The organism is Kineococcus sp. R86509, from assembly GCF_042466365.1.
Taxonomy (GTDB): domain Bacteria; phylum Actinomycetota; class Actinomycetes; order Actinomycetales; family Kineococcaceae; genus Kineococcus.
The window spans coordinates 3,463,769-3,481,510 of sequence record NZ_JAXHCE010000001.1 but is presented as its reverse complement, the minus strand read 5'-3'; the positions used below and the strand labels follow the sequence as shown (position 1 = coordinate 3,481,510).

The 17,742-nt window shown below is 71.7% G+C and carries 17 protein-coding genes; 5 read left to right on the top strand and 12 right to left on the bottom strand.

Annotated elements, in window-relative coordinates; translation table 11 throughout:
* Positions 1-33: 33 nt before the first annotated feature.
* The gene (locus tag SJY07_RS16965; RefSeq protein ID WP_380160681.1) at positions 34-1,032 is read right to left on the bottom strand and encodes a Gfo/Idh/MocA family oxidoreductase; all 999 of its coding nucleotides are present in this window, start codon (positions 1,030-1,032) and stop codon (positions 34-36) included.
* Positions 1,033-1,037: 5 nt separating this feature from the next.
* A complete protein-coding gene (locus tag SJY07_RS16960) occupies positions 1,038-1,955 on the bottom strand; it encodes a sugar phosphate isomerase/epimerase family protein (protein WP_380160679.1) in 918 nt (305 codons plus the stop codon).
* Positions 1,956-2,041: 86 nt separating this feature from the next.
* On the opposite strand from SJY07_RS16960, the gene SJY07_RS16955 reads away from it, so the two are divergent.
* The 4 genes from SJY07_RS16955 to SJY07_RS16940 are packed head-to-tail and all read left to right on the top strand — an operon-like array spanning position 2,042 to position 5,746.
* Positions 2,042-3,079 carry a LacI family DNA-binding transcriptional regulator gene (locus tag SJY07_RS16955; protein ID WP_380160677.1) on the top strand — a complete coding sequence of 346 codons (1,038 nt, stop codon included), beginning with the start codon at positions 2,042-2,044 and terminating at the stop codon, positions 3,077-3,079.
* A 48-nt stretch (positions 3,080-3,127) separates the two neighbouring features.
* A complete protein-coding gene (locus SJY07_RS16950; RefSeq protein WP_380160676.1) occupies positions 3,128-4,336 on the top strand; it encodes an FAD-binding domain-containing protein in 1,209 nt (402 codons plus the stop codon).
* A 43-nt stretch (positions 4,337-4,379) separates the two neighbouring features.
* Positions 4,380-4,820: a MerR family transcriptional regulator gene (locus SJY07_RS16945; RefSeq protein ID WP_380160674.1), complete on the top strand. Its 441-nt coding sequence runs from the start codon at positions 4,380-4,382 to the stop codon at positions 4,818-4,820.
* Between the two features lie 11 nt (positions 4,821-4,831).
* A complete protein-coding gene (locus SJY07_RS16940; RefSeq protein ID WP_380160672.1) occupies positions 4,832-5,746 on the top strand; it encodes an NAD-dependent epimerase/dehydratase family protein in 915 nt (304 codons plus the stop codon).
* Here the strand turns inward: SJY07_RS16940 and sigJ are convergent.
* Positions 5,639-6,640: an RNA polymerase sigma factor SigJ gene (gene sigJ, locus SJY07_RS16935; RefSeq protein WP_380160670.1), complete on the bottom strand. Its 1,002-nt coding sequence runs from the start codon at positions 6,638-6,640 to the stop codon at positions 5,639-5,641. The two genes, SJY07_RS16940 and sigJ, sit on opposite strands and share 108 nt — an antisense overlap.
* A 116-nt stretch (positions 6,641-6,756) precedes the next feature.
* Between sigJ and SJY07_RS16930 the strand changes: the two genes are divergently transcribed.
* On the top strand, positions 6,757-7,497 hold the full coding sequence (locus SJY07_RS16930) for an SDR family oxidoreductase (protein WP_380160668.1): 741 nt from the start codon (positions 6,757-6,759) through the stop codon (positions 7,495-7,497).
* Between the two features lie 84 nt (positions 7,498-7,581).
* Here the strand turns inward: SJY07_RS16930 and SJY07_RS16925 are convergent, their stop codons facing one another.
* The 9 genes from SJY07_RS16925 to iolB form a co-directional block, all read right to left on the bottom strand.
* Entirely contained in the window at positions 7,582-8,493 is a 912-nt protein-coding gene (locus SJY07_RS16925) for an NAD-dependent epimerase/dehydratase family protein (protein ID WP_380160666.1), read from the bottom strand.
* A gap of 118 nt (positions 8,494-8,611) precedes the next feature.
* Entirely contained in the window at positions 8,612-9,613 is a 1,002-nt protein-coding gene (locus SJY07_RS16920) for a substrate-binding domain-containing protein (protein WP_328293060.1), read from the bottom strand.
* 145 nt (positions 9,614-9,758) lie between these two features.
* The gene (locus SJY07_RS16915) at positions 9,759-10,613 is read right to left on the bottom strand and encodes a sugar phosphate isomerase/epimerase family protein (RefSeq protein WP_380162388.1); all 855 of its coding nucleotides are present in this window, start codon (positions 10,611-10,613) and stop codon (positions 9,759-9,761) included.
* Between the two features lie 47 nt (positions 10,614-10,660).
* Positions 10,661-11,719, bottom strand: coding sequence for a Gfo/Idh/MocA family oxidoreductase (locus tag SJY07_RS16910; RefSeq protein ID WP_328293062.1), 1,059 nt, complete (start codon positions 11,717-11,719; stop codon positions 10,661-10,663).
* Between the two features lie 41 nt (positions 11,720-11,760).
* The gene (locus SJY07_RS16905; RefSeq protein WP_328293063.1) at positions 11,761-12,588 is read right to left on the bottom strand and encodes an ATP-binding cassette domain-containing protein; all 828 of its coding nucleotides are present in this window, start codon (positions 12,586-12,588) and stop codon (positions 11,761-11,763) included.
* 5 nt (positions 12,589-12,593) lie between these two features.
* Positions 12,594-13,574: an ABC transporter permease gene (locus tag SJY07_RS16900; RefSeq protein ID WP_380162386.1), complete on the bottom strand. Its 981-nt coding sequence runs from the start codon at positions 13,572-13,574 to the stop codon at positions 12,594-12,596.
* Positions 13,575-13,765: 191 nt separating this feature from the next.
* Positions 13,766-14,668, bottom strand: a complete 903-nt coding sequence (locus SJY07_RS16895; RefSeq protein WP_328293065.1) for a TIM barrel protein — start codon at positions 14,666-14,668, stop codon at positions 13,766-13,768.
* A 206-nt stretch (positions 14,669-14,874) separates the two neighbouring features.
* A complete protein-coding gene (gene iolD, locus SJY07_RS16890) occupies positions 14,875-16,800 on the bottom strand; it encodes a 3D-(3,5/4)-trihydroxycyclohexane-1,2-dione acylhydrolase (decyclizing) (protein WP_328293066.1) in 1,926 nt (641 codons plus the stop codon).
* 16 nt (positions 16,801-16,816) lie between these two features.
* Positions 16,817-17,734, bottom strand: coding sequence for a 5-deoxy-glucuronate isomerase (iolB, locus tag SJY07_RS16885; RefSeq protein ID WP_380160663.1), 918 nt, complete (start codon positions 17,732-17,734; stop codon positions 16,817-16,819).
* Between the last annotated feature and the right edge of the window lie 8 nt (positions 17,735-17,742).

Sequence of the window (17,742 nt, the reverse complement as noted above, 5' to 3'; positions counted from 1 at the left end):
CGGACGGGACGCCCTGTCGCGCAGGGCGTCCCGTCATGGATAGGCGATGGTCTCCGTCCGCCCGCTGACCAGGGCGCGGGTGGCCGCGTCGGCCACCGCCTGCGCCACGAGACCGTCCTCCAGCGTGACGGGCGGGGCGGTCCCCCGCTCCAGCGCGTCGACGAAGGCGGCCAGCGTCGCGGCGTAGGTCGGCTCGACCCGCTCGAACCAGCCCGGCGGCAACGCGTCGGCGACGACCCCGGTCGCGCCGTAGTGCACGACGTTTCCCCGGTGGTGACGCCGGGACTCCACCAGCCCCGTGGACCCCATGACCTCGATGCGCTCGTCGTAGCCGTACCCGGTGCGCCGGACGCTGTCGATCTGCACGAGCGCCCCCGAGGGCAGGGTCAGCACGGCCACCGAGGTGTCGACGTCGCCGAAGCGCGCGATGCGGGGATCGGCCAGGGCGGAACCGGTGACGGAGACCGAGACCGGATCCTGACCGCTGATCCACCGCGCGAGGTCGAAGAAGTGCACGGTCTGGTCGCGCAACTGGCCCCCGGAGACCTCGAGGTACTCGATGGGCGGGAGAGAAGGGCCGCGCGACGTCAACTGCAGGAGTTCGACCTCCCCGACGCCCCCCTCCGCCACCACGCGACGGAGCGCGGCGTGGTCGCGGTCGAAGCGGCGGTTGAAGTCGAGCATGGCCGGCACCCCGCTGCGGCGGACGTGCGCGACGACGTCGCGCGCCGCGGCGAGGTCGGGGGCCAGGGGTTTCTCGCAGATGACGGCCAGGCCGGCGTCGGCGGCCGCGCGCAGGTGCTGGGCGTGGGTGTCGGTGGAGGAGGCGATGAACACCGCGTCGACGCGGTCGGCGTCGAAGACCTCACCGAGACCGCCGGCGGCCCGCGAGCCGTGACGACGGGCGAGGTCCTGGGCGCGGGCGTCGTCGATGTCGTAGACCACGACGAGGTCGACGTCCGGGTGCGCGGCGAGGTTGCGGGCGTGGACGGAGCCGATGAACCCGGCACCGAGGAGGGCGAAGCGTTGCACGGGGCTCAGCCGACCAGGATGGCGAGCAGGTTGCGCATGGTCGTCGCCACCACCAGCGGATCGTGCTCGTTGGCGCGGTCGGAGAACATCTCCGAGACCCACCAGCCGTCGTAGCCGGTGGACTTGATCGCGTCGACCCACTGCTGCAACGGGATCGCTCCCCCGCCGATGACGACGTTGCGGTGCACGCCCTGGTCGGCGACGTCGTGCTCGCGGTCGAGGTCGAGGCCGTCGGAGAGGTGGACGGCCTTGATGAGTTCCGGTGGCAGGGCGGCGACCTCCTCGAGGGTGTCCCCCGTGGACCAGAAGTGCCAGGTGTCCAGCGCGATCCCGACGTTGGACCGCCCGGCGGTCTCGATGATCCGCAGCGCGTGGCGACACCGGTTGAGCCGGGCCCAGGCGAGGGGTTCGAGGTAGAGCTCGAGACCGTGGTCGGCGGCGATGTCGGCGGCCTCGCGGACGTTGCCCGCGGTGACGGCGACGGCCTCGGCCTCGTCCATCCCCAGGGTCGCGCGGTAGCGGGTGTCGTCGTCAGCCAGGGTGCCCGCGCGGTGGTCCTTGACCACGCCGACGTCCACCGGACCGGTGCACAGCTGGACGATCGGGGCGCCGAGCGTGGCGGCGATCGAGCACATGCGGCGCACCTCGGCCAGGAAGTCCTCCCGCGCGGCGCCCTGGCGCTCGGCGTCGAGGACCGCGCCGAGGCCCGTCACCTCGAGGCCTTCCAGGAGGGGCGGCAGCGTGTGCACCGAGAAACCCGCGTCGAGGTAGCGGTAGAGCTTGGGGCTCTGCAGCTCGATGCCCCCGAACCCGGCCTGCCGGGCGACGGCGATGTCCTGGACGACGTTGCCGAAGAAGGTGGTGGTGACGTTCATCGACAACTTCGGCGCCGCCGGAACCGGGCGGGTCGTGGAGGTGGACACGGTGCTCCTCGCTGAGCGACTGGACAGGTGTGGACCGGTCCAGAATAGCGTCCAGCAATCCCGGCGCCTACCCCTAAGCTGCCCCCGTGGAACACCGCGACGGACGCACGCCGACACCGCGGATGCCCACGATCCGGGACGTGGCCGAGCAGGCCGGGGTGTCGAAGTCGCTGGCCTCGCTGGCGCTGCGCGGGGACCCCGGCGTGAGCGAGGCCCGCCGCGCCTCGGTGCGGCAGGCGGCGGAGGAGCTGGGCTACCACCCGAACCGGCTGGCCCGGGCGCTGGCCCAGCCGCGGTCGGGCACGGTCGGGGTCCTGCTCAACGACCTGCGCAACCCCTGGTTCGTCGAGCTCCTCGCCGGCCTGACCGCCTCCCTCGACGGGGCCGGGCTGGCGCCCGTGCTCGCCGACTCCTTCACCTCCCGGCGGGTCGGCCGCTCGGCGGTGGACCAGCTGCGCTCGCAGCGGGTCGACGCGGTCGTCGTCGTCGGCACCACCGACGACGAGGAGGAGCTGCGCCGGGCCGCGAGCGCCGGTGCGCCGATCGTCCTCGCCGGGACCTACGAACCGGGCGACCTGGACGCCGACGTGGTGGTCAACGACGACGAGGCCGGCGCGACCGGCGCGACCCGGCACCTGCTCGACCTCGGTCACCGCCGGATCGTGCACCTGCGCGGCCCGGGACGGGTGGGTTCGCTGCGCGCCCAGGGGTTCGAGGGGACCCTCGCAGACGCCGGCCTCACGGCGGTGGTCGTGGCCGGCGGCGCGGGTGAGGAGAGCGGGTACGCCGCCGCCCGGCGGGTCCTGGAGAGCCGGGAGCGCCCGACCGCGATCTTCGCCTACAACGACCTGGCGGCCATCGGCACCCTGTCGGCGGCGCACGACCTGGGGCTCAGCGTTCCCGGGGACCTGTCGGTCGTCGGCTACGACAACACCTACCTCGCCGCCATCCGCCACCTGTCCCTGACGTCGGTCGACAACGGGACCTTCGCCATCGGCGTCCAGAGCGGACGTTTCGTCACCGAACGCCTCGCCGGCGCCGGCCAGGGGGGCCGCGTGCACCGGGTCGCCGCCACGCTCGCGGTCCGTCGGACGACGGGGCCCGCACCGGCGACCACCGGCTGAACCGCGGCGCCGGGTGCCGACCCCGCCCGCCGGGGCGACGATGGGCCGGTGCCCCTCCTGCCTCCCCCGCCGACCGAGCGCGACGCCGTGCGCGCCTGGGTCGCCACCCACCTCGGGCACCTGACCTGCGAGGCCCCGGACGAGGCGGTACCGGTGTCCCCGGTGCGCGGCGGGCAGACCGCCGCCGACACCGCCCTCGCCACGCTGGACCTGACCGGCTACGCCGCCCGCCGCAACGAGGTGTTCCCGCGGGAGCGCCGCGGCGCGACGCGGCTCTCCCCCTACATCCGCCACGGGCTGCTGCCCCTGCCCGCCGTGTGGGCGGCGGCCGCCGACGCACCGGCCCGGGACCGCTCGAAGTTCCGCGACGAACTGCTCTGGCAGGAGTACGCCCGCCACCTCTACGCCCGCCTCGGCCACCGCACGGCGGAGGCCCTGCGCTTCGAGGCTCCCGTCCCGGCGCAGGCCTGGCCCCGCGAGCCCTGGCCGCAGGACATGGCCTGCGTCGCGGCGACCACCGCGGAACTGCACGAGGACGGCTGGCTGGTGAACCAGACCCGGATGTGGCTGGCGTCGCAGTGGTCGGTGCGGGCCGGGGCGGACTGGCGCGAGGGCGCGCAGGAGATGTACCGCCACCTGCTCGACGGTTCCCAGGCCGCCAACCGCCTCGGCTGGCAGTGGACGGTCGGGACCGGGACGGGCAAGGTCTACGGCTTCAGCCGCTGGCAGGTCGAGAAGCGCGCCCCCGGTCTGTGCCGCAGCTGTCCCCTGCAGCGGGCCTGCCCCGTCCAGGAGTGGCCGGACACCGAGGCCGGTCCCCGCGCCGAGGCCCCGGACGCGCTGGCGGGCGGTCCCACCGACGCCGGCCCCCGGTCACCGGAGGTCACGGGGGAACCCGACACGGTCTGGTTGACGGCGGAGTCCCTCGGCGACACCGACCCGGCCCTGCTCGCGCACCCGGACCTCCCCGCGGTCTTCGTGTTCGACGAGCCGTTGCTGGCCCACCTGCGGTTGTCCGGCAAGCGACTCGTCTTCCTCGCCGAGACCCTGGCGGAACTCGGCTGCGACGTGCACCTCGGCGACCCCGTGGCGGAACTGGCCGGACGCCGTCTGGCCGTCACCCACGCCCCCGTCCCCGGGTTCGCCGCTCGGTCGGCGCGGGCGGACGTCGTCGCCCGCCACCCGTGGCCCTGGCTGCGCCGGCCCGGTTCGGGGTCCTTGCGCTCGTTCAGCGCGTGGGTGCGTTCGGCGGGCTGAGGACGCTTGACCTCAAGCGCTTGAGGGCGCGCAGGATCTCCCTGTGCGCACACGAGTCGACGACCTGGGCATCGCCGAGATGGCGGCACGGTCGGGTTTCAGCGAACCCACGCTCCGCTACTACGAGAAGATCGGCCTGCTCGGCCCGGTCCCGCGCGACGTCGACAGCGGGCACCGACGCTACGACGAGGCCACGGCCGCCCGGATCGAGGCGCTGGCCTGCCTGCGCTCGGCCGGCGTCGGAGTCGCCGACCTGCGCCGCTACCTCGACCTGCTCGCGCGTGGCGACGCGGAATCCGCTGCCGCGCAATGTGACCTGTTCAGTGCGCAGGCGGCACGCGTCGAGGCCGAGATCGCCCGGCTCCGGGTCCGCGCCGAGTACCTGCACCGCAAGACCGACCTGTGGGACGCCCGGGTGCGCGGGGACGCCGACGCCGAACAGCGCGCCGTCGCCGCCGTGACCGACGTCCTCACCAGATTCTGAAGGAGAACACCGTGGACCGCACCATCGTGGTGACCGGGGCGACCGGTCACGTCGGGAACCACTCGCTCGTCCGCCTGCTCGCCGACGGCGAACGCGTCCGGGCGCTCGTCCGTGGCCCGGAGGGGAGGGACGTCGTGCTCGCGGCGGTGGACCGGGCCGGCGTCGACGCGACGGCGCTGGAGTTCGCGACGGCGACCCTCGACGTCGACGACGGCTGGAACGAGGCGCTGGCCGGCGCGGACGGGGTCCTGCACCACGCCTCACCGTTCCCGTCGCGACAACCCGAGGACCCTGACGACGTCATCCGGCCGGCCCGGGAGGGTGCACTCCGCGTCCTGCGCGCCGCCCGCGAGCAGGGCGTCCGCCGGGTCGTCCTGACGTCGTCGTTCGCGGCGGTCGGCTACTCCCGCAGCAGCGGGGGACCGTTCACCGAAGCGGACTGGACGGACGGTGACGACGTCACCGCCCCGCCCTACGTCCGGTCCAAGGCGCTGGCCGAACGGGCCGCGTGGGCGTTCGTGGCCGACGGCGGACCGGAACTGGCCGTGGTGAACCCGACCGGGATCTTCGGCCCGACGCTGTCCCCGCGCCTCTCGGCCTCGGTCGCGATGGTCGCCGCGGTGCTCGCGGGCCGGTCCGTGCCCGACCCCGGACGGGCGTTCGGGATCGTCGACGTGCGCGACGTCGTCGACCTGCACGTGCGCGCCCTGGACGATCCGGCAGCGCGCGGGCGCAGGTTCCTGGCGAGCGCCGGCCCGGCCGTGACGCTCGAGTGGCTGACCCGCGTCGTGCTCGACCGCGCCGCACCGGGCCTCGACCTACCGGGTTCGCCGGTCGTCTCCACCGAGGCGGCCCGCACGGTGCTCGGCTGGCAGCCGCGGGACGGCGTCGCCACCGTTCTGGACACCGTCGACAGCCTCCGGTAGTCGGCCCGCGTCGGCGGGGACCGCCCAGGTTCCGAGCTTACCGGGGTTCATCTGGATCCAGACGTCGGTGACCAGCCCAACCCGGACCCGGAGGTTCAGCACGGCGCGGACGCCGGGCCCGTCGTCGACGCGGTAGGCGAGCCCGTCTCCGGTGATCTCCTCGGCGAAGGCCATCCCGGGGTTCTTGCGGGCGATGCCGAGTAGGAACCGCGCGACGGCGTCGATGCCGACCACGGGACGTCGGGCCGCGCTGACGACACCGCCGCCGTCGGAGCGCAGCACGACGGACGGGTCGAGCAGGGTCGCGAGCGCGGCGAGGTCGCCGGTCCCCGCCGCCCGCACGAAGGCCCGGACGACGGCGTCGTGCTCACGCCGATCACCCCCGACGGCGTCGTGCTCGCGCACCCGCCGCCGGGCCGACGACGCGAGTTGGCGCACCGCGGCCGGGGTGCGCCCGACGACCAGGGCGATCTCGGGGAAGGGCATCGCGAAGACGTCGTGCAGGACGAAGGCGACCCGCTCGGCCGGGGTCATGGCCTCCATGACGACGAGGAGAGCGGTGCTGACGGACTCGTCGAGGGTGACGCGGTCCAACGGGTCGCCCGTCGCGGGGTTCGGCCCTGGGAAGAGCTGCGCCGGAACGGGTTCCGGCAACCACTCGCCGACGTAGCGCTCGCGCCGGTGACGGGCGGACCCCAGGACGTCCAGGCACACCCGGCTCGCGACCCGCGTCAGCCACCCCTGCGGGTTCCCGATCGCGGCCCGTTCGGCGTCGCCCAGGCGGTACCAGCGGACGTAGGTCTCCTGGACGGCGTCCTCGGCCTCCGCGATCGTGCCGAGCATCCGGTAGGCCAACGACACCAGCCGCCGACGCTCCCCGGGGACCTCGTCCATGCCGGCTCCTCCCGCTCCTCGTGAGCGGACAGCCTGCCCGGTCGCCGGGCCACCTCACACTCCGGCCCGCCGCGTCGTCAGGAGGACGTGAACACACCGTCCCAGGAGGTCAGCCCGTGAAGATCGCCGTCGCCGGAGGAACCGGCACCGTCGGACGCTACGTCGTGGACGTGGCCCGGGAGCACGGGCACGACACCGTCGTCCTGTCGCGGGCCACCGGCGTCGACCTCGTCACCGGATCGGGCCTGCGACCCGCGCTGGAGGGGGCCGACGTCGTCGTCGACGTCTCCTCGGTCGGGACGCGGTCCGCGGACACCTCGCGGCAGTTCTTCGGCGCGGTGACGAGGAACCTGCTGCGTGCGGAGGAGACCGCCGGGGTCGGGCACCACGTGGCGCTGTCCATCGTCGGAGTCGAGCGAGCACCGTTCGGCTACTACGCCGGCAAGGCCCTGCAGGAGGAACTCCTGGCGCAGGCGCGGGTCCCGTGGACCGTCCTGCGGGCCACGCAGTTCCACGAGTTCGTCGGGCAGGTCCTGGGTCAGGCGACGATCGGTCCCCTGAACCTCGTCCCCGTCATGCGGTCACGACCCGTCGCGGCGCGGGAGGTCGGTGAACGGCTCGTCGAACTCGCGGGAAAGGGAGCCGCCGGGCGCGTGCGCGACCTCGGTGGACCGGAGGTCCTGCGGATGGTCGACATGGTCCGCGACTACGCCCGCGCCACCGGCCGCAGGGGGCCGGTGGTCGCGGTACCGCTGCCGGGCGGGTTCGGGAAGGCGTTGCGGGACGGGACGATCCTGCCCGGTCCCGACGCCGACCGGGGGCGGCAGACCTTCACCCAGTGGATCGCCCGCCTCTGACGACTCCTGGGGAACTTTCCACCCTTCCCGCGGCTCAGAAGGGTGGAAATCCTCCCAGGAGTTGGACGGGGACTGACCCCGGCATCACGCCCGCGGGTCGGGCAGCACGTCGCGCCAGGAGTGCTGCGGCTCGTAACCGAGCAGTCGGCGCGCCTTGTCGATGCTGTAGAGGGTCTCGTTCCGCCCCAGTTCTCCGCGGACCTCGACCCCTTCGTAGAAGGTGTCGAGGAGCTCCTGGGTGCTCGCCGCGACGGACGTGTCGGCGTTGGCCACGTTGAACACCTCGAACCCGAGGCCGTCGGTCTCGAGTGCGCGCAGGGTCATCTGCCCCAGGTCGCGGGTGTCGATGTAGGAGAAGATGTTGCGCCGGCGCAACGCCGGGTCCGCCAGGAAGGGCGGGAACTTCTCGGCGTACTCGTGGGGCTCGATGACGTTGTTGATCCGGAAGCCGTAGACGTCCGCGCCGGTCCGGACCTGGAAGGAGCGCGAGACGACCTCCCCCGCCACCTTGGACATCGCGTAGGAGTCCTCGGGGACGACGGGGTGGTCCTCGTCGACGGGCAGGTACAGCGGTTTGCGCTCGCCGCGGGCGAAGCAGATGCCGTAGGTCGTCTCCGAGGAGGCGAAGACCACCTTGCGGATGCCGAGCCGGGTCGCGGCCTCCAGCACGTTGTAGTGCGCCAGGATGTTCGTCGCGAACGTCGTGGCGTCCGGGGCGATGAGGATCGCGGGGATCGCCGCGAAGTGGACGACGGCGTCGTAGGCCGAACCCTCGGCCGCGGCCGGGCCCAGCTCGTCGAGGTCGGCCATCGTCGGCATCCCCGCCATCGCGGAGTAGACCTGGCCGGCGTCGGTCAGGTCGACGCGCAGGTCGGTGACGTCGGGGTGGCGCAGCGGGGTGAGGTCGGCGTTGGTGACCTGGTGGCCCTGGGAGGCCAGGAACGGGGCGACGTGGTGTCCGGCCTTGCCACTGCCGCCGGTGAAGAAGATGCGCATGGGACCAGCCAACCACCCATCTCGCGTTGCGCCAGGCCGAACTCCCGCCGACCCCGGACGCGGGAGGACCCCGGCAGGGAAACCCTGCCGGGGTCCGGGTGGTCCGGTGCGCGTCAGGTCAGCGCGTGCCGGCCTTCGCGTACTTCGACACCGCGTCGATGTTGCTGGAGTCGATGAACGCGGGCCCGGTCAGCGTCGCCTGCCCACCGCCGATGGTGTTGGCGTTGTTCAGGTACAGCCAGAGCGAGTCGATCGCCTCGTACCCCTGCAGGTAGGGCTGCTGGTCGACGGCCCACTCGACCTTCTTGTCCACGATGGCCTGGACGAGCTCGGCGTTGGTGTCGAACGTCGCCAGCTTGGCCGAGCTGCCCGCCTCCGCGATCGACTGGGTGGCGATCAGCGCGATCGGAGCGCCCAGGGTGATGACGTGGTCGATGGACGAGTCCTGCTGGAGCTTGGCGGTCAGGGTCGTCTGCACCGCCGAGGAGTCCGTGCCGTTGACGTAGATGTTCTCCACCGAGCCGGCCCCACCGAGGCCCGCGGCCACGCCCTTGCAGCGGTCCTCGAGCTGGACCTGTCCCTGGGTCTGGATGACGCAGAGGACCTTCTTCGCGCCGTCGGTGCCCAGGCGCGCGCCCGCCGCCTTGCCGGCGATGGACTCGTCCTGACCGAAGTACCCGATGGCCCCGACGGACTGCCAGTCGTTGAACCCCGCGTTGAACGCGACGACGGGGATGCCCGCGGCCTTGGCGTTCGCCAGTGCGGTCGTGAGGGCCGAGGCGTTCGGCATCGAGACCGCGATGGCGTCGACCTTGGAGTCGACGGCGTTCTGGATGAGCGTCGCCTGCTGCGCCGCGTTGTCGTTGTTGGAGTACTGGTAGGTGATGTTGTCCTTGGCCGCGGCGGCGTCGGCCCCCTTGCGGATGATGTCGAAGAAGGTGTCACCCGCCGAAGCGTGCGTGATCAGGGCGACCTTGAACTTCGGCGTGCTGGCGACGGCGCCGCCACTGGCGTCGTCACCGCTCTTCTCGGCTCCACCGGTGCTGCTGCAGGCCGCCAGCCCGAGCGCCGCGACCGCCAGAACTGCTGCGGTGCGGAGTCCTCCACGAGACGTCTTCATGTCGTTCCCATCCTCGTCGACAGGCGTCACCCGCACCGTGCGGGTGACTCAGTCCGGCCTGTTGGTCGTGCTCACCTGCGCCGACGGCCGGGCCGGGCGGTGCATCCGTGGGGTGACCCACCCGGGTGGGTGGGTCACCGGTCGATCACCAGCGGTCGACGAACTCCTGGATCCGCTGGCGCATGGAGCGGCTGGACTCCTCGGCCTTCTCCTCCCAGGCGAAGACGCTGGAGCAGAGGGCTCCGGAGAACCCGACCTCACCCAGAGCGGAGAAGATGCCGTCGAAGTCGACCTCACCCTCGCCGATGTTCAGGTGCTGGTGGATCCGTGCGGTGGAACCCGGCGGGTTGACGATGTAGCGCAACCCGCTGGAGGCCCGGAAGTCGAAGCTGTCCGCCACGTGGACGTGGCGGACCAGGTCACCCGCGTAGCGGATGATCCCCGGGCCGTCGCCGCCCTGGTGGTAGGTGTGCGGGGTGCAGTAGACGAACCCGATCCAGGGCTGGTCCAGACCCCGGACGAGGTCGACGGCCCGGTAGCCGTCCTCGACGAAGTCGTCGGGGTGCGGTTCGAGGCGCAGTTCGACGCCCTTCTCCTCGAAGTGCGGGAGCAGTTCCTCGAGGGAGTCGAAGAACCGCGCCTCGCTGGCCTCGGGGAGTTCCGGGCGACCGTTGAACTCGCTCTGCACCACGGGGACGCCGAGCTCGCTCGTCACCTCGAGGATGCGCTTCACGTTGCGCACGGCCTGCTTGCGCTCGTCCTCACCCGGACCGGACCAGCGCTGGACGAACTGCGTGGAGGCCACCCCGACCCCGGCCGCGTCCAGGGCGGACCGGAACTTCCGGACGGTCGCGAGGTCGACCCGCGGGTGGCGGAAGAAGGGGATGAAGTCCTCGCGTGGCGAGAGCTCGATCCACTCGTAGCCGAGGTCGGCGACCAGTCCGGGGAGGTCCAGCAGCGGCACCTCGCGGAACATGTAGGTGTCGAGCGCGATCTGCAGGTCCGCGTTGCGCGGTACGGCGTCGGCGACGAACCCGGGAGCCAGGCTCACGGTTTCGCCCCCAGGTCGACCTCGACGCGCTCCCCGGTGCGCAGGGACTCCACCCCGGCCGCGCACACCGCGGCCGCCGCGTAGCCGTCCCAGACACCCGGCCCGTCGACGTTCGCCCCGGAGCGGACGGCGTCGATCCAGCGCTGGAACTCCACGTCGTAGGCGGCGCCGAACCGTTCCTTGAAGTCCTTGGGGATGCTGCCACCCCAGCCCTGGCCGGACTGGGTGACCATGCCCTCGGGCAGGCCGATGCGCGCCTGCCCCTTCTCGGCGACGAGTTCGGTGCGCACCTCGTAGCCGAAGGTGGTGTTCACGAAGATCTCGACGTCCACGAGGATCCCGGACTCGGTCTCCATGATGACGAACTGCGGGTCCCGCAGCCCTTCGGGGGCGGCGCTCGTCGACCGCGGCGCGATGACGCGGATGGCCACGATCTCCTCCCCCGTCAGGTAGCGGGCGATGTCGACCTCGTGCACGACGGAGTCGAGGATGAGCATCTCGGAGGAGAAGTTCGGCGGGGTCGTCGCGTTGCGGTGGGCGCAGTGCAGGAACAGCGTCCGGCCGTACTCACCGGACTCGACGAGCCCCCGCAGCTGCTGGTACCCGGCGTCGAAGCGACGCATGAAACCGACCTGCACGAGCGGGCGACCCAGGGCCGCCTCGGCCTCGACGATCCGCCGCGACGTCTCCGGCGAGGTCGTGAGGGGCTTCTCGCAGAGGACGGGCTTGCCGGCCTCGAGGGCCACCAGCACGAGGTCCTCGTGGGTGAAACCCGGGGTGGCGATGACGATGGCGTCGACCTCGGGGTCGAGGATCGCGGCCTTCGGGTCGTGGATGGCCCGGACCCCGAACTCGGCGGCCACGGCGTCGGTCCGCGCCGCGTCGACGTCGCTGACGGCGACCAGTTCCGCGCCCGCGGTCAGCGTCGCCAACCGCCGGGCGTGGTCCTGGCCCATCATGCCGACCCCGAGCACGGCGACCCGCACGGCGCGGTCCCGGTCGTAGCCCGCCCGGGCGCTGTCCGGTTCCAGGGCGGTGGTGGTCGAGGTGCTCATGACGGGTCGTCTCTCCTTCTCGTGCTGCGGGGTGTTCGGGGTCAGAGCTTGTCGGTCGCCGCGGTGACGGCCGACAGTTCGTGGCTGAGGGCTTCGAGCTCGGCGCCCCCGGCCATCTCGTTGGTCAGCTGGTCCAGCGAGATCTCCGCGCGGGAGGAGTCCAGGGACACGTTGCCGCGGTTGAGGATCACGAAGTGGTTGCCGACGAGGTACGCGTGGTGGGGGTTGTGGGTGATGAAGATGACCCCGAGTCCCGCGTCACGGGCCTTCGCGACGTACTTGAGCACCACCCCGGACTGCTTGACGCCCAGCGCGGCCGTCGGCTCGTCCAGGATCAGCACCTTCGCCCCGAAGTAGATCGCCCGGGCGATCGCGATGCACTGGCGCTGCCCCCCGGAGAGCGCCCCCACCGGCCGGTCCAGGTCGGGCACCGAGATGCCCATCTTGGTCAGTTCCTCGCCGGTGATCCGCACCATCGACTTCACGTCCAGGCTGGCGAAGGGACCCCAGCCCTTGCGCATCTCCTGACCGAGGAAGAAGTTTCGCCAGATCGACATCAGCGGCACCAGCGCCAGGTCCTGGTAGACCGTCGCGATGCCCCGTTCCAGCGAGTCGCGCGGGGAGGAGAAGTGCACCTCCTCACCGTTCACGGTGAGGACCCCGTCGGAGTGCGTGTGCAACCCGGCGATGATCTTGATGAGCGTGGACTTCCCGGCGCCGTTGTCCCCCAGCACGCAGGTGATCTCGCCCTGGCGCACGGACAACGTGACGCCCCGGAGCGCGTGCACGTTGCCGTACTTCTTGCCCACGTCGTCCAGGCGCAGGATCTCCTGGTTGGGAGCCTGCTGGCCGCTGTCGGAACCTGTCATCGCGTTCACCTCTTCGCCGCCTGGTTCTTCACCACGAGGTTGACCACGGTCGCGATGACGAGCATCGCGCCCAGGAACAGCTTGTTCCAGTCCGCGTTCCACCCCGCGTAGACGATGCCGTTGGTGACGACCCCGTAGATCAGCGCGCCGATCGCGGCACCGATCGCGGAGCCGTACCCACCGGTCATCAGGCAACCGCCGACGACGGCCGCGATGATGTAGAACAGTTCGTTGCCGACGCCGTTGCCCGACTGGACGTTGGAGTAGGCGAACAGGTTGTGCATCCCCAGCAGCCACGCCGTGAACCCGACGCCCATGAACAGGCCGATCTTCACCGCCTTCACCGGGACACCGACCGCGCGGGCCGCGGCCGGGTCCCCGCCGGCGGCGAAGATCCAGTTCCCGACCCGGGTCCGCAGCAGGATCCACGTCGCCACGACCACGAGGACGACCCAGAAGATGATCGGCACCCGCAGCCCGTTGCCCACCGGCAGGGAGTAGTTGAAGAACGCCCTGGCCGAGGAGTACCCGGCCATGTCGGTGATCGTCGGCGAGGACACCCCGCCGGAGACGACCTTCGTCACGCCCAGGTTCAGACCGGTCAGCATGAAGAACGACCCGAGGGTGATGATGAAGCTCGGCAACCCCGTCCGCACGAAGAGCCAGCCGTTGAAGAGACCGACGGCCAGGGCCACGACGAGCGAGATCAGCACGCCGACCCAGATGTTCAGGTGCAGCTGGTAGGCCGTGGTCGCCGCCGTCAACGACGCCGTCGTCACCGCGACACCGGCGGAGAGGTCGAACTCCCCGCCGATCATCAGCAGCGCCACGCTGACGGCCATGATGCCGATCGTGGAGCTGGAGTAGAGCACGGTGAAGATGCTCGCGCCCGAACGCAGCGTCGGGGCCACGGCGAGGAACAGCACGAGCAGGGCGATCGCTCCGATGAGCGACCCGATCTCGGGACGGGAGACCAGCGAGGCCAGCGCCGATCGGCGCTGGACGCGGTCGTCGGCCGAGGTGGCCTTCCCCCCCGAGTGCGTGGTCGGGGGTTCCTGTCCCGTGGCGCTCTGCACGCTGTGACTCACGGGGTCACGCTCCCCGTCGCAGTGCGAATCTCCATCGATCCGTTCCTCTCTGGTGTGCCGAGCCGATCCGACGTTCGAACGGCGAAGGTCTAGCGGCAGGAGTTGAGGTACGTGCGGGTGCGGGTGGCGATCGGCAGGGGTGCGTCGAAGGCCACCGGGTAGAGGTCCTGCTCGACGATCGCGAAGAGGTCGCGGCCGAGGCCCTCGAGCGCCTCGAGGATCGGCGGCATGGCCGGGATCCCGTGCGGCGGCTCGACCATGGCGCCCAGCTTGACGGCCTCGCCGAACGGGAGGTCCTCGGCCTTCACCCTGGCGACGATCGCCGGGTCCACCTGCTTGAGGTGGACGTAGGCGATCCGGTCGGGGTGGTCGGCGATGATCTTCAGGTTGTCGCCACCGGAGTACGACACATGCCCGGTGTCGAGGCAGAGCTTCACCACGTCGGGGTCGGTCAGTTCGAGGAACCGGTCGACCTCGGCGTGGGTGTCGATGTGGGTGTCGGCGTGGGAGTGGACCGCGATCTGCAGGCCGTACCCGTTGCGCACGTCCCGGCCGAGGCGGTCCATGCCGGCGGCGAGGCGGGCCCAGCCGTCCTCGTCGAGTTCGCGCGGTTCGATCTGCTCGCCGGTCTTGTCGCTGCGCCACTGGCCGGGGATCACCACGAGGTGGGTGCCGCCCATGGCCTGGGTGAGCTTGGCGACCTGCTCGACCTGCGCCCACGCCTCGTCGTAGTGGTCGGGGCGGTGCAGGGCGGCGAAGATCGTGCCGGCGGACACCTTGAGCCGGCGCTTCTCGAGCTCGTCGGAGAGTTCGGCGGGGTCGGTCGGGAGGTAGCCGTACGGCCCCAGCTCGATCCACTCGTAGCCGGCGTCGACGACCTCGTCGAGGAAGCGGGCGGCTGGGGTCTGCAGCGGGTCCTCGGCGAACCAGACGCCCCAGGAGTCCGGAGCGGTGCCGATGGTCACGGCGCCTGTTGTCGGGGTGCGGCCCATGGGGAAGTTCCTCCACGTCGTCGTGCGTCGCCGTCCCGGCGGGGAGGGCGACTGCGGAAACTGTCGCGCGTGAACGCGCGAACTGTCAAGCGATTGTCGTTACATACTTACCTCTCCGCGACCTCAGGAGAAGCGGCACCCGGCCCCACCGGGGCCCGGACGACGAACGTCCCCCCGGGTAAGTGCTTACCCGGGGGGACGTGACGTCAGAGGAGCGGGCGTTGCGCCTCCTTCTTCCCCTCGTACCAGGTGCGCGCGGTGCGGGTGGACTCCAGGCGCGACACCTCAGAGACCGGGACGTCCCACCAGCCGCCCCCGTCGGGGGCCTCGGAGTAGAGGTCGGTCTCGACGTACACGCAGGTCGACTCCGTGGACGCCTTGGCGTCCTGGAGGGCCGCCACGAGCTCCTTGCGGGTCCCGGCGCGCAGCGTCCGGATCCCGAGGCTCTCGACGTTCGCCGCGAGGTCCACGGGGAGCTTCGCGCCCTCGAGACGACCGGACTCCGCACGCCGGCGGTACTTCGTCCCGTAGCGCTGCGAACCGTGCTGCTCGGACAACGCGCCGATCGAGGCGAAACCGTGGTTCTGCAGCAGGACGACGATGAGCTTCACGTCCTCCTGGACCGCTGTCACGAGTTCGGTCGGCATCATCAGGTAGGAACCGTCCCCGACCGTGATGAACACGTCCCGGTCCGGCGCGGCGAGGGCCACCCCGATCCCACCGGGGATCTCGTAGCCCATGCAGGAGAAGCCGTACTCGACGTGGTACTGCTTCGGGTCGCGGCTGCGCCACATGCAGTGCAGGTCACCGGGCAGCGAACCCGCGGCGCACACCACGACGTCGCGGTCCCCGGCCACCTCGTCGACGGCGCCGATGACCTCGGCCTGGGCCAGCAACCCCGTCTCCTCACCTCTCCCGGAGTGGAAGAACTCCTCCACCACGGCGTCCCACTCCCGGTTCAGCCGGGCCGCACGCTCGCGGTAGGCGTCGGGGGTCGAGAAGTCCTCCAGCGCGGCGGTGAGGGCCTCGAGGGCCTCCCGGGCGTCCGCCTGGACAGGGAGGCCGGCGTGCTTGACCGCGTCGAGGGAGGCGACGTTCACGTTCACGAACTTCACGTCGGGGTTCTGGAACACCGTCCGGGAGGCCGTCGTGAAGTCGGAGTAGCGGGTACCGATGCCGATCACGACGTCGGCCTCCGCGGCGATCTCGTTCGCGGCCGTCGTCCCGGTGGACCCGATGGCCCCCAGCGACAACGGGTGGTCGTAGCGGATCGCCCCCTTGCCCGCCTGCGACTGCCCGACGGGGATGCCGGTGGCCTCCACGAACGCCTTGAGCGCCTCGGTGGCCCGCGAGTACACGACCCCACCCCCCGCGACGACCAGCGGCGCCTTCGCGGAGCGGATGAGTTCCGCGGCCTCGGCGATCACGACCTTCTCCGGGACGGGCCGGGCGATGCGCCAGGTCCGTTCCCGGAACAGCTCCACCGGGAAGTCCCAGGCCTCGGCCTGCAGGTCCTCGGGAAGGCAGATCGTCGCCGCCCCCGTCTCCGCCGGGTCGGTCAGCACGCGCATCGCGCCCAGCAGCGCCGAGGGGAGCTGCTCGGGACGCCAGACCCGGTCGAAGAACTTCGACAGCGGTCGGAACGCGTCGTTGACCGACACGTCGTAGCCGTAGGGCTGTTCGAGCTCCTGCAGCACCGGCGAGGCGACCCGGGTCGCGAACACGTCGCTGGGCAGCAGCAGGACGGGGATCCGGTTGACCGTCGCGAGCGCGGCACCGGTCAGCATGTTCGTGGACCCCGGGCCGACCGACGCCGTCACGGCGAGGGTCTGCAGCCGGTCCTGCTGGCGGGCGAAACCCACGGCGGCGTGGACCATGGCCTGCTCGTTACGACCGGTCATGTACCGCAGCTGCGCCGGCGGGTTCCAGTCCGGCGTGCCGACCTCGGCCTCCAGCAGGGCCTGCCCGATCCCGGCCACGTTGCCGTGACCGAAGATGCCGAAGACGCCGCCGAAGAACTGCTGACGGACGCCGTCGCGTTCGCTGAACTGGGCCTGCAGGAACCGCACGACGGCCTGCGAGACCGTCAACCGCACCGTCTGCACCGTCGGGTTGGGGGGAACCGCACTCATCTCGATCTCTCAGTTCTCAGCGGGGTACGGGACTGGCGCCCGTCGGGGTGGAGTAGAAGGGCAGCCGGGGGTCGACCGGCTGCTGTTCCCAGGTCGATCGCACCCAACCGTGGGCGGGATCGTCGCAGATCTTCCAGGCCCGTTCCGTCTCCGGTCCGGCCATGACGTTCAGGTAGTACATGTCGTAGGCGGGGTTGGCCACCGAGGGCCCGTGCCAGCCGTGCGGGATCAGCACGACGTCTCCGGACCGGACCTCCTCCAGCACCTCGATCGGTCGCGCGGGGTCGTCGACGTCGCCGTAGACCTGCTGGAACCCCACGCCGCCGGGAACGGTCGGCACACCGGCCGGGGCCAGCGCGCGGAACTCGTAGTAGTAGATCTCCTCGAGGTCGCTCTCCACGTCGCTGGTCCGGTCGTGGCGGTGCGGCGGGTAGGACGACCAGTTGCCGCCGGGGGTGATGACCTCGCAGGCGATGAGCTTGTCGGTCTCGAACGCCGCCGGGGTGGCGAAGTTGTTGACCTGACGGCTGCACTGCCCGGCCCCGCGCAGTTCGACGGGAACCCCCGAGGCCGGGCCGTAGCGGAAGGGCAGGCGGCGTGACGCCCGTGCGCCCGGGAACGAGAACACGCCGCCTGCGGCGCTGTGGACGCTCAGCTCGCTGTCGCGGCCGACGTAGGCGAAGTCGCTGACCCCGTCGAAGACCCCGGTGCGGCCGTGGAGTTCGAGCGTCTCCCCCTCGACCGTCACCGAGCAGGAACCCGACAGCGGCAGGACGAGCAGTTCGTCCGCACCGGTGGCGAAGGTGTGCCGGGCGCCGGGCGTCAGGGTCAGGGTGCGCAGGCCGGAGAACCCCCAGCCCGCCGACTCCGGCGTCACGACCAGGTCGAAGCCGTCGGCCCCCGCGCTACCGGCGGGAACGTGGAGATCGGTCACGGGAGACT

Excerpts from the sequence above, each read along its gene's own strand:
- sigJ (WP_380160670.1), bottom strand. The coding sequence starts at position 6,640 with ATGGACGAGGTCCCCGGGGAGCGTCGGCGGCTGGTGTCGTTGGCCTAC.
- SJY07_RS16925 (WP_380160666.1), bottom strand. The coding sequence starts at position 8,493 with ATGCGCATCTTCTTCACCGGCGGCAGTGGCAAGGCCGGACACCACGTC.
- SJY07_RS16920 (WP_328293060.1), bottom strand. The coding sequence starts at position 9,613 with ATGAAGACGTCTCGTGGAGGACTCCGCACCGCAGCAGTTCTGGCGGTC.
- SJY07_RS16910 (WP_328293062.1), bottom strand. The coding sequence starts at position 11,719 with ATGAGCACCTCGACCACCACCGCCCTGGAACCGGACAGCGCCCGGGCG.
- SJY07_RS16905 (WP_328293063.1), bottom strand. The coding sequence starts at position 12,588 with ATGACAGGTTCCGACAGCGGCCAGCAGGCTCCCAACCAGGAGATCCTG.
- SJY07_RS16895 (WP_328293065.1), bottom strand. The coding sequence starts at position 14,668 with ATGGGCCGCACCCCGACAACAGGCGCCGTGACCATCGGCACCGCTCCG.
- iolD (WP_328293066.1), bottom strand. The coding sequence starts at position 16,800 with ATGAGTGCGGTTCCCCCCAACCCGACGGTGCAGACGGTGCGGTTGACG.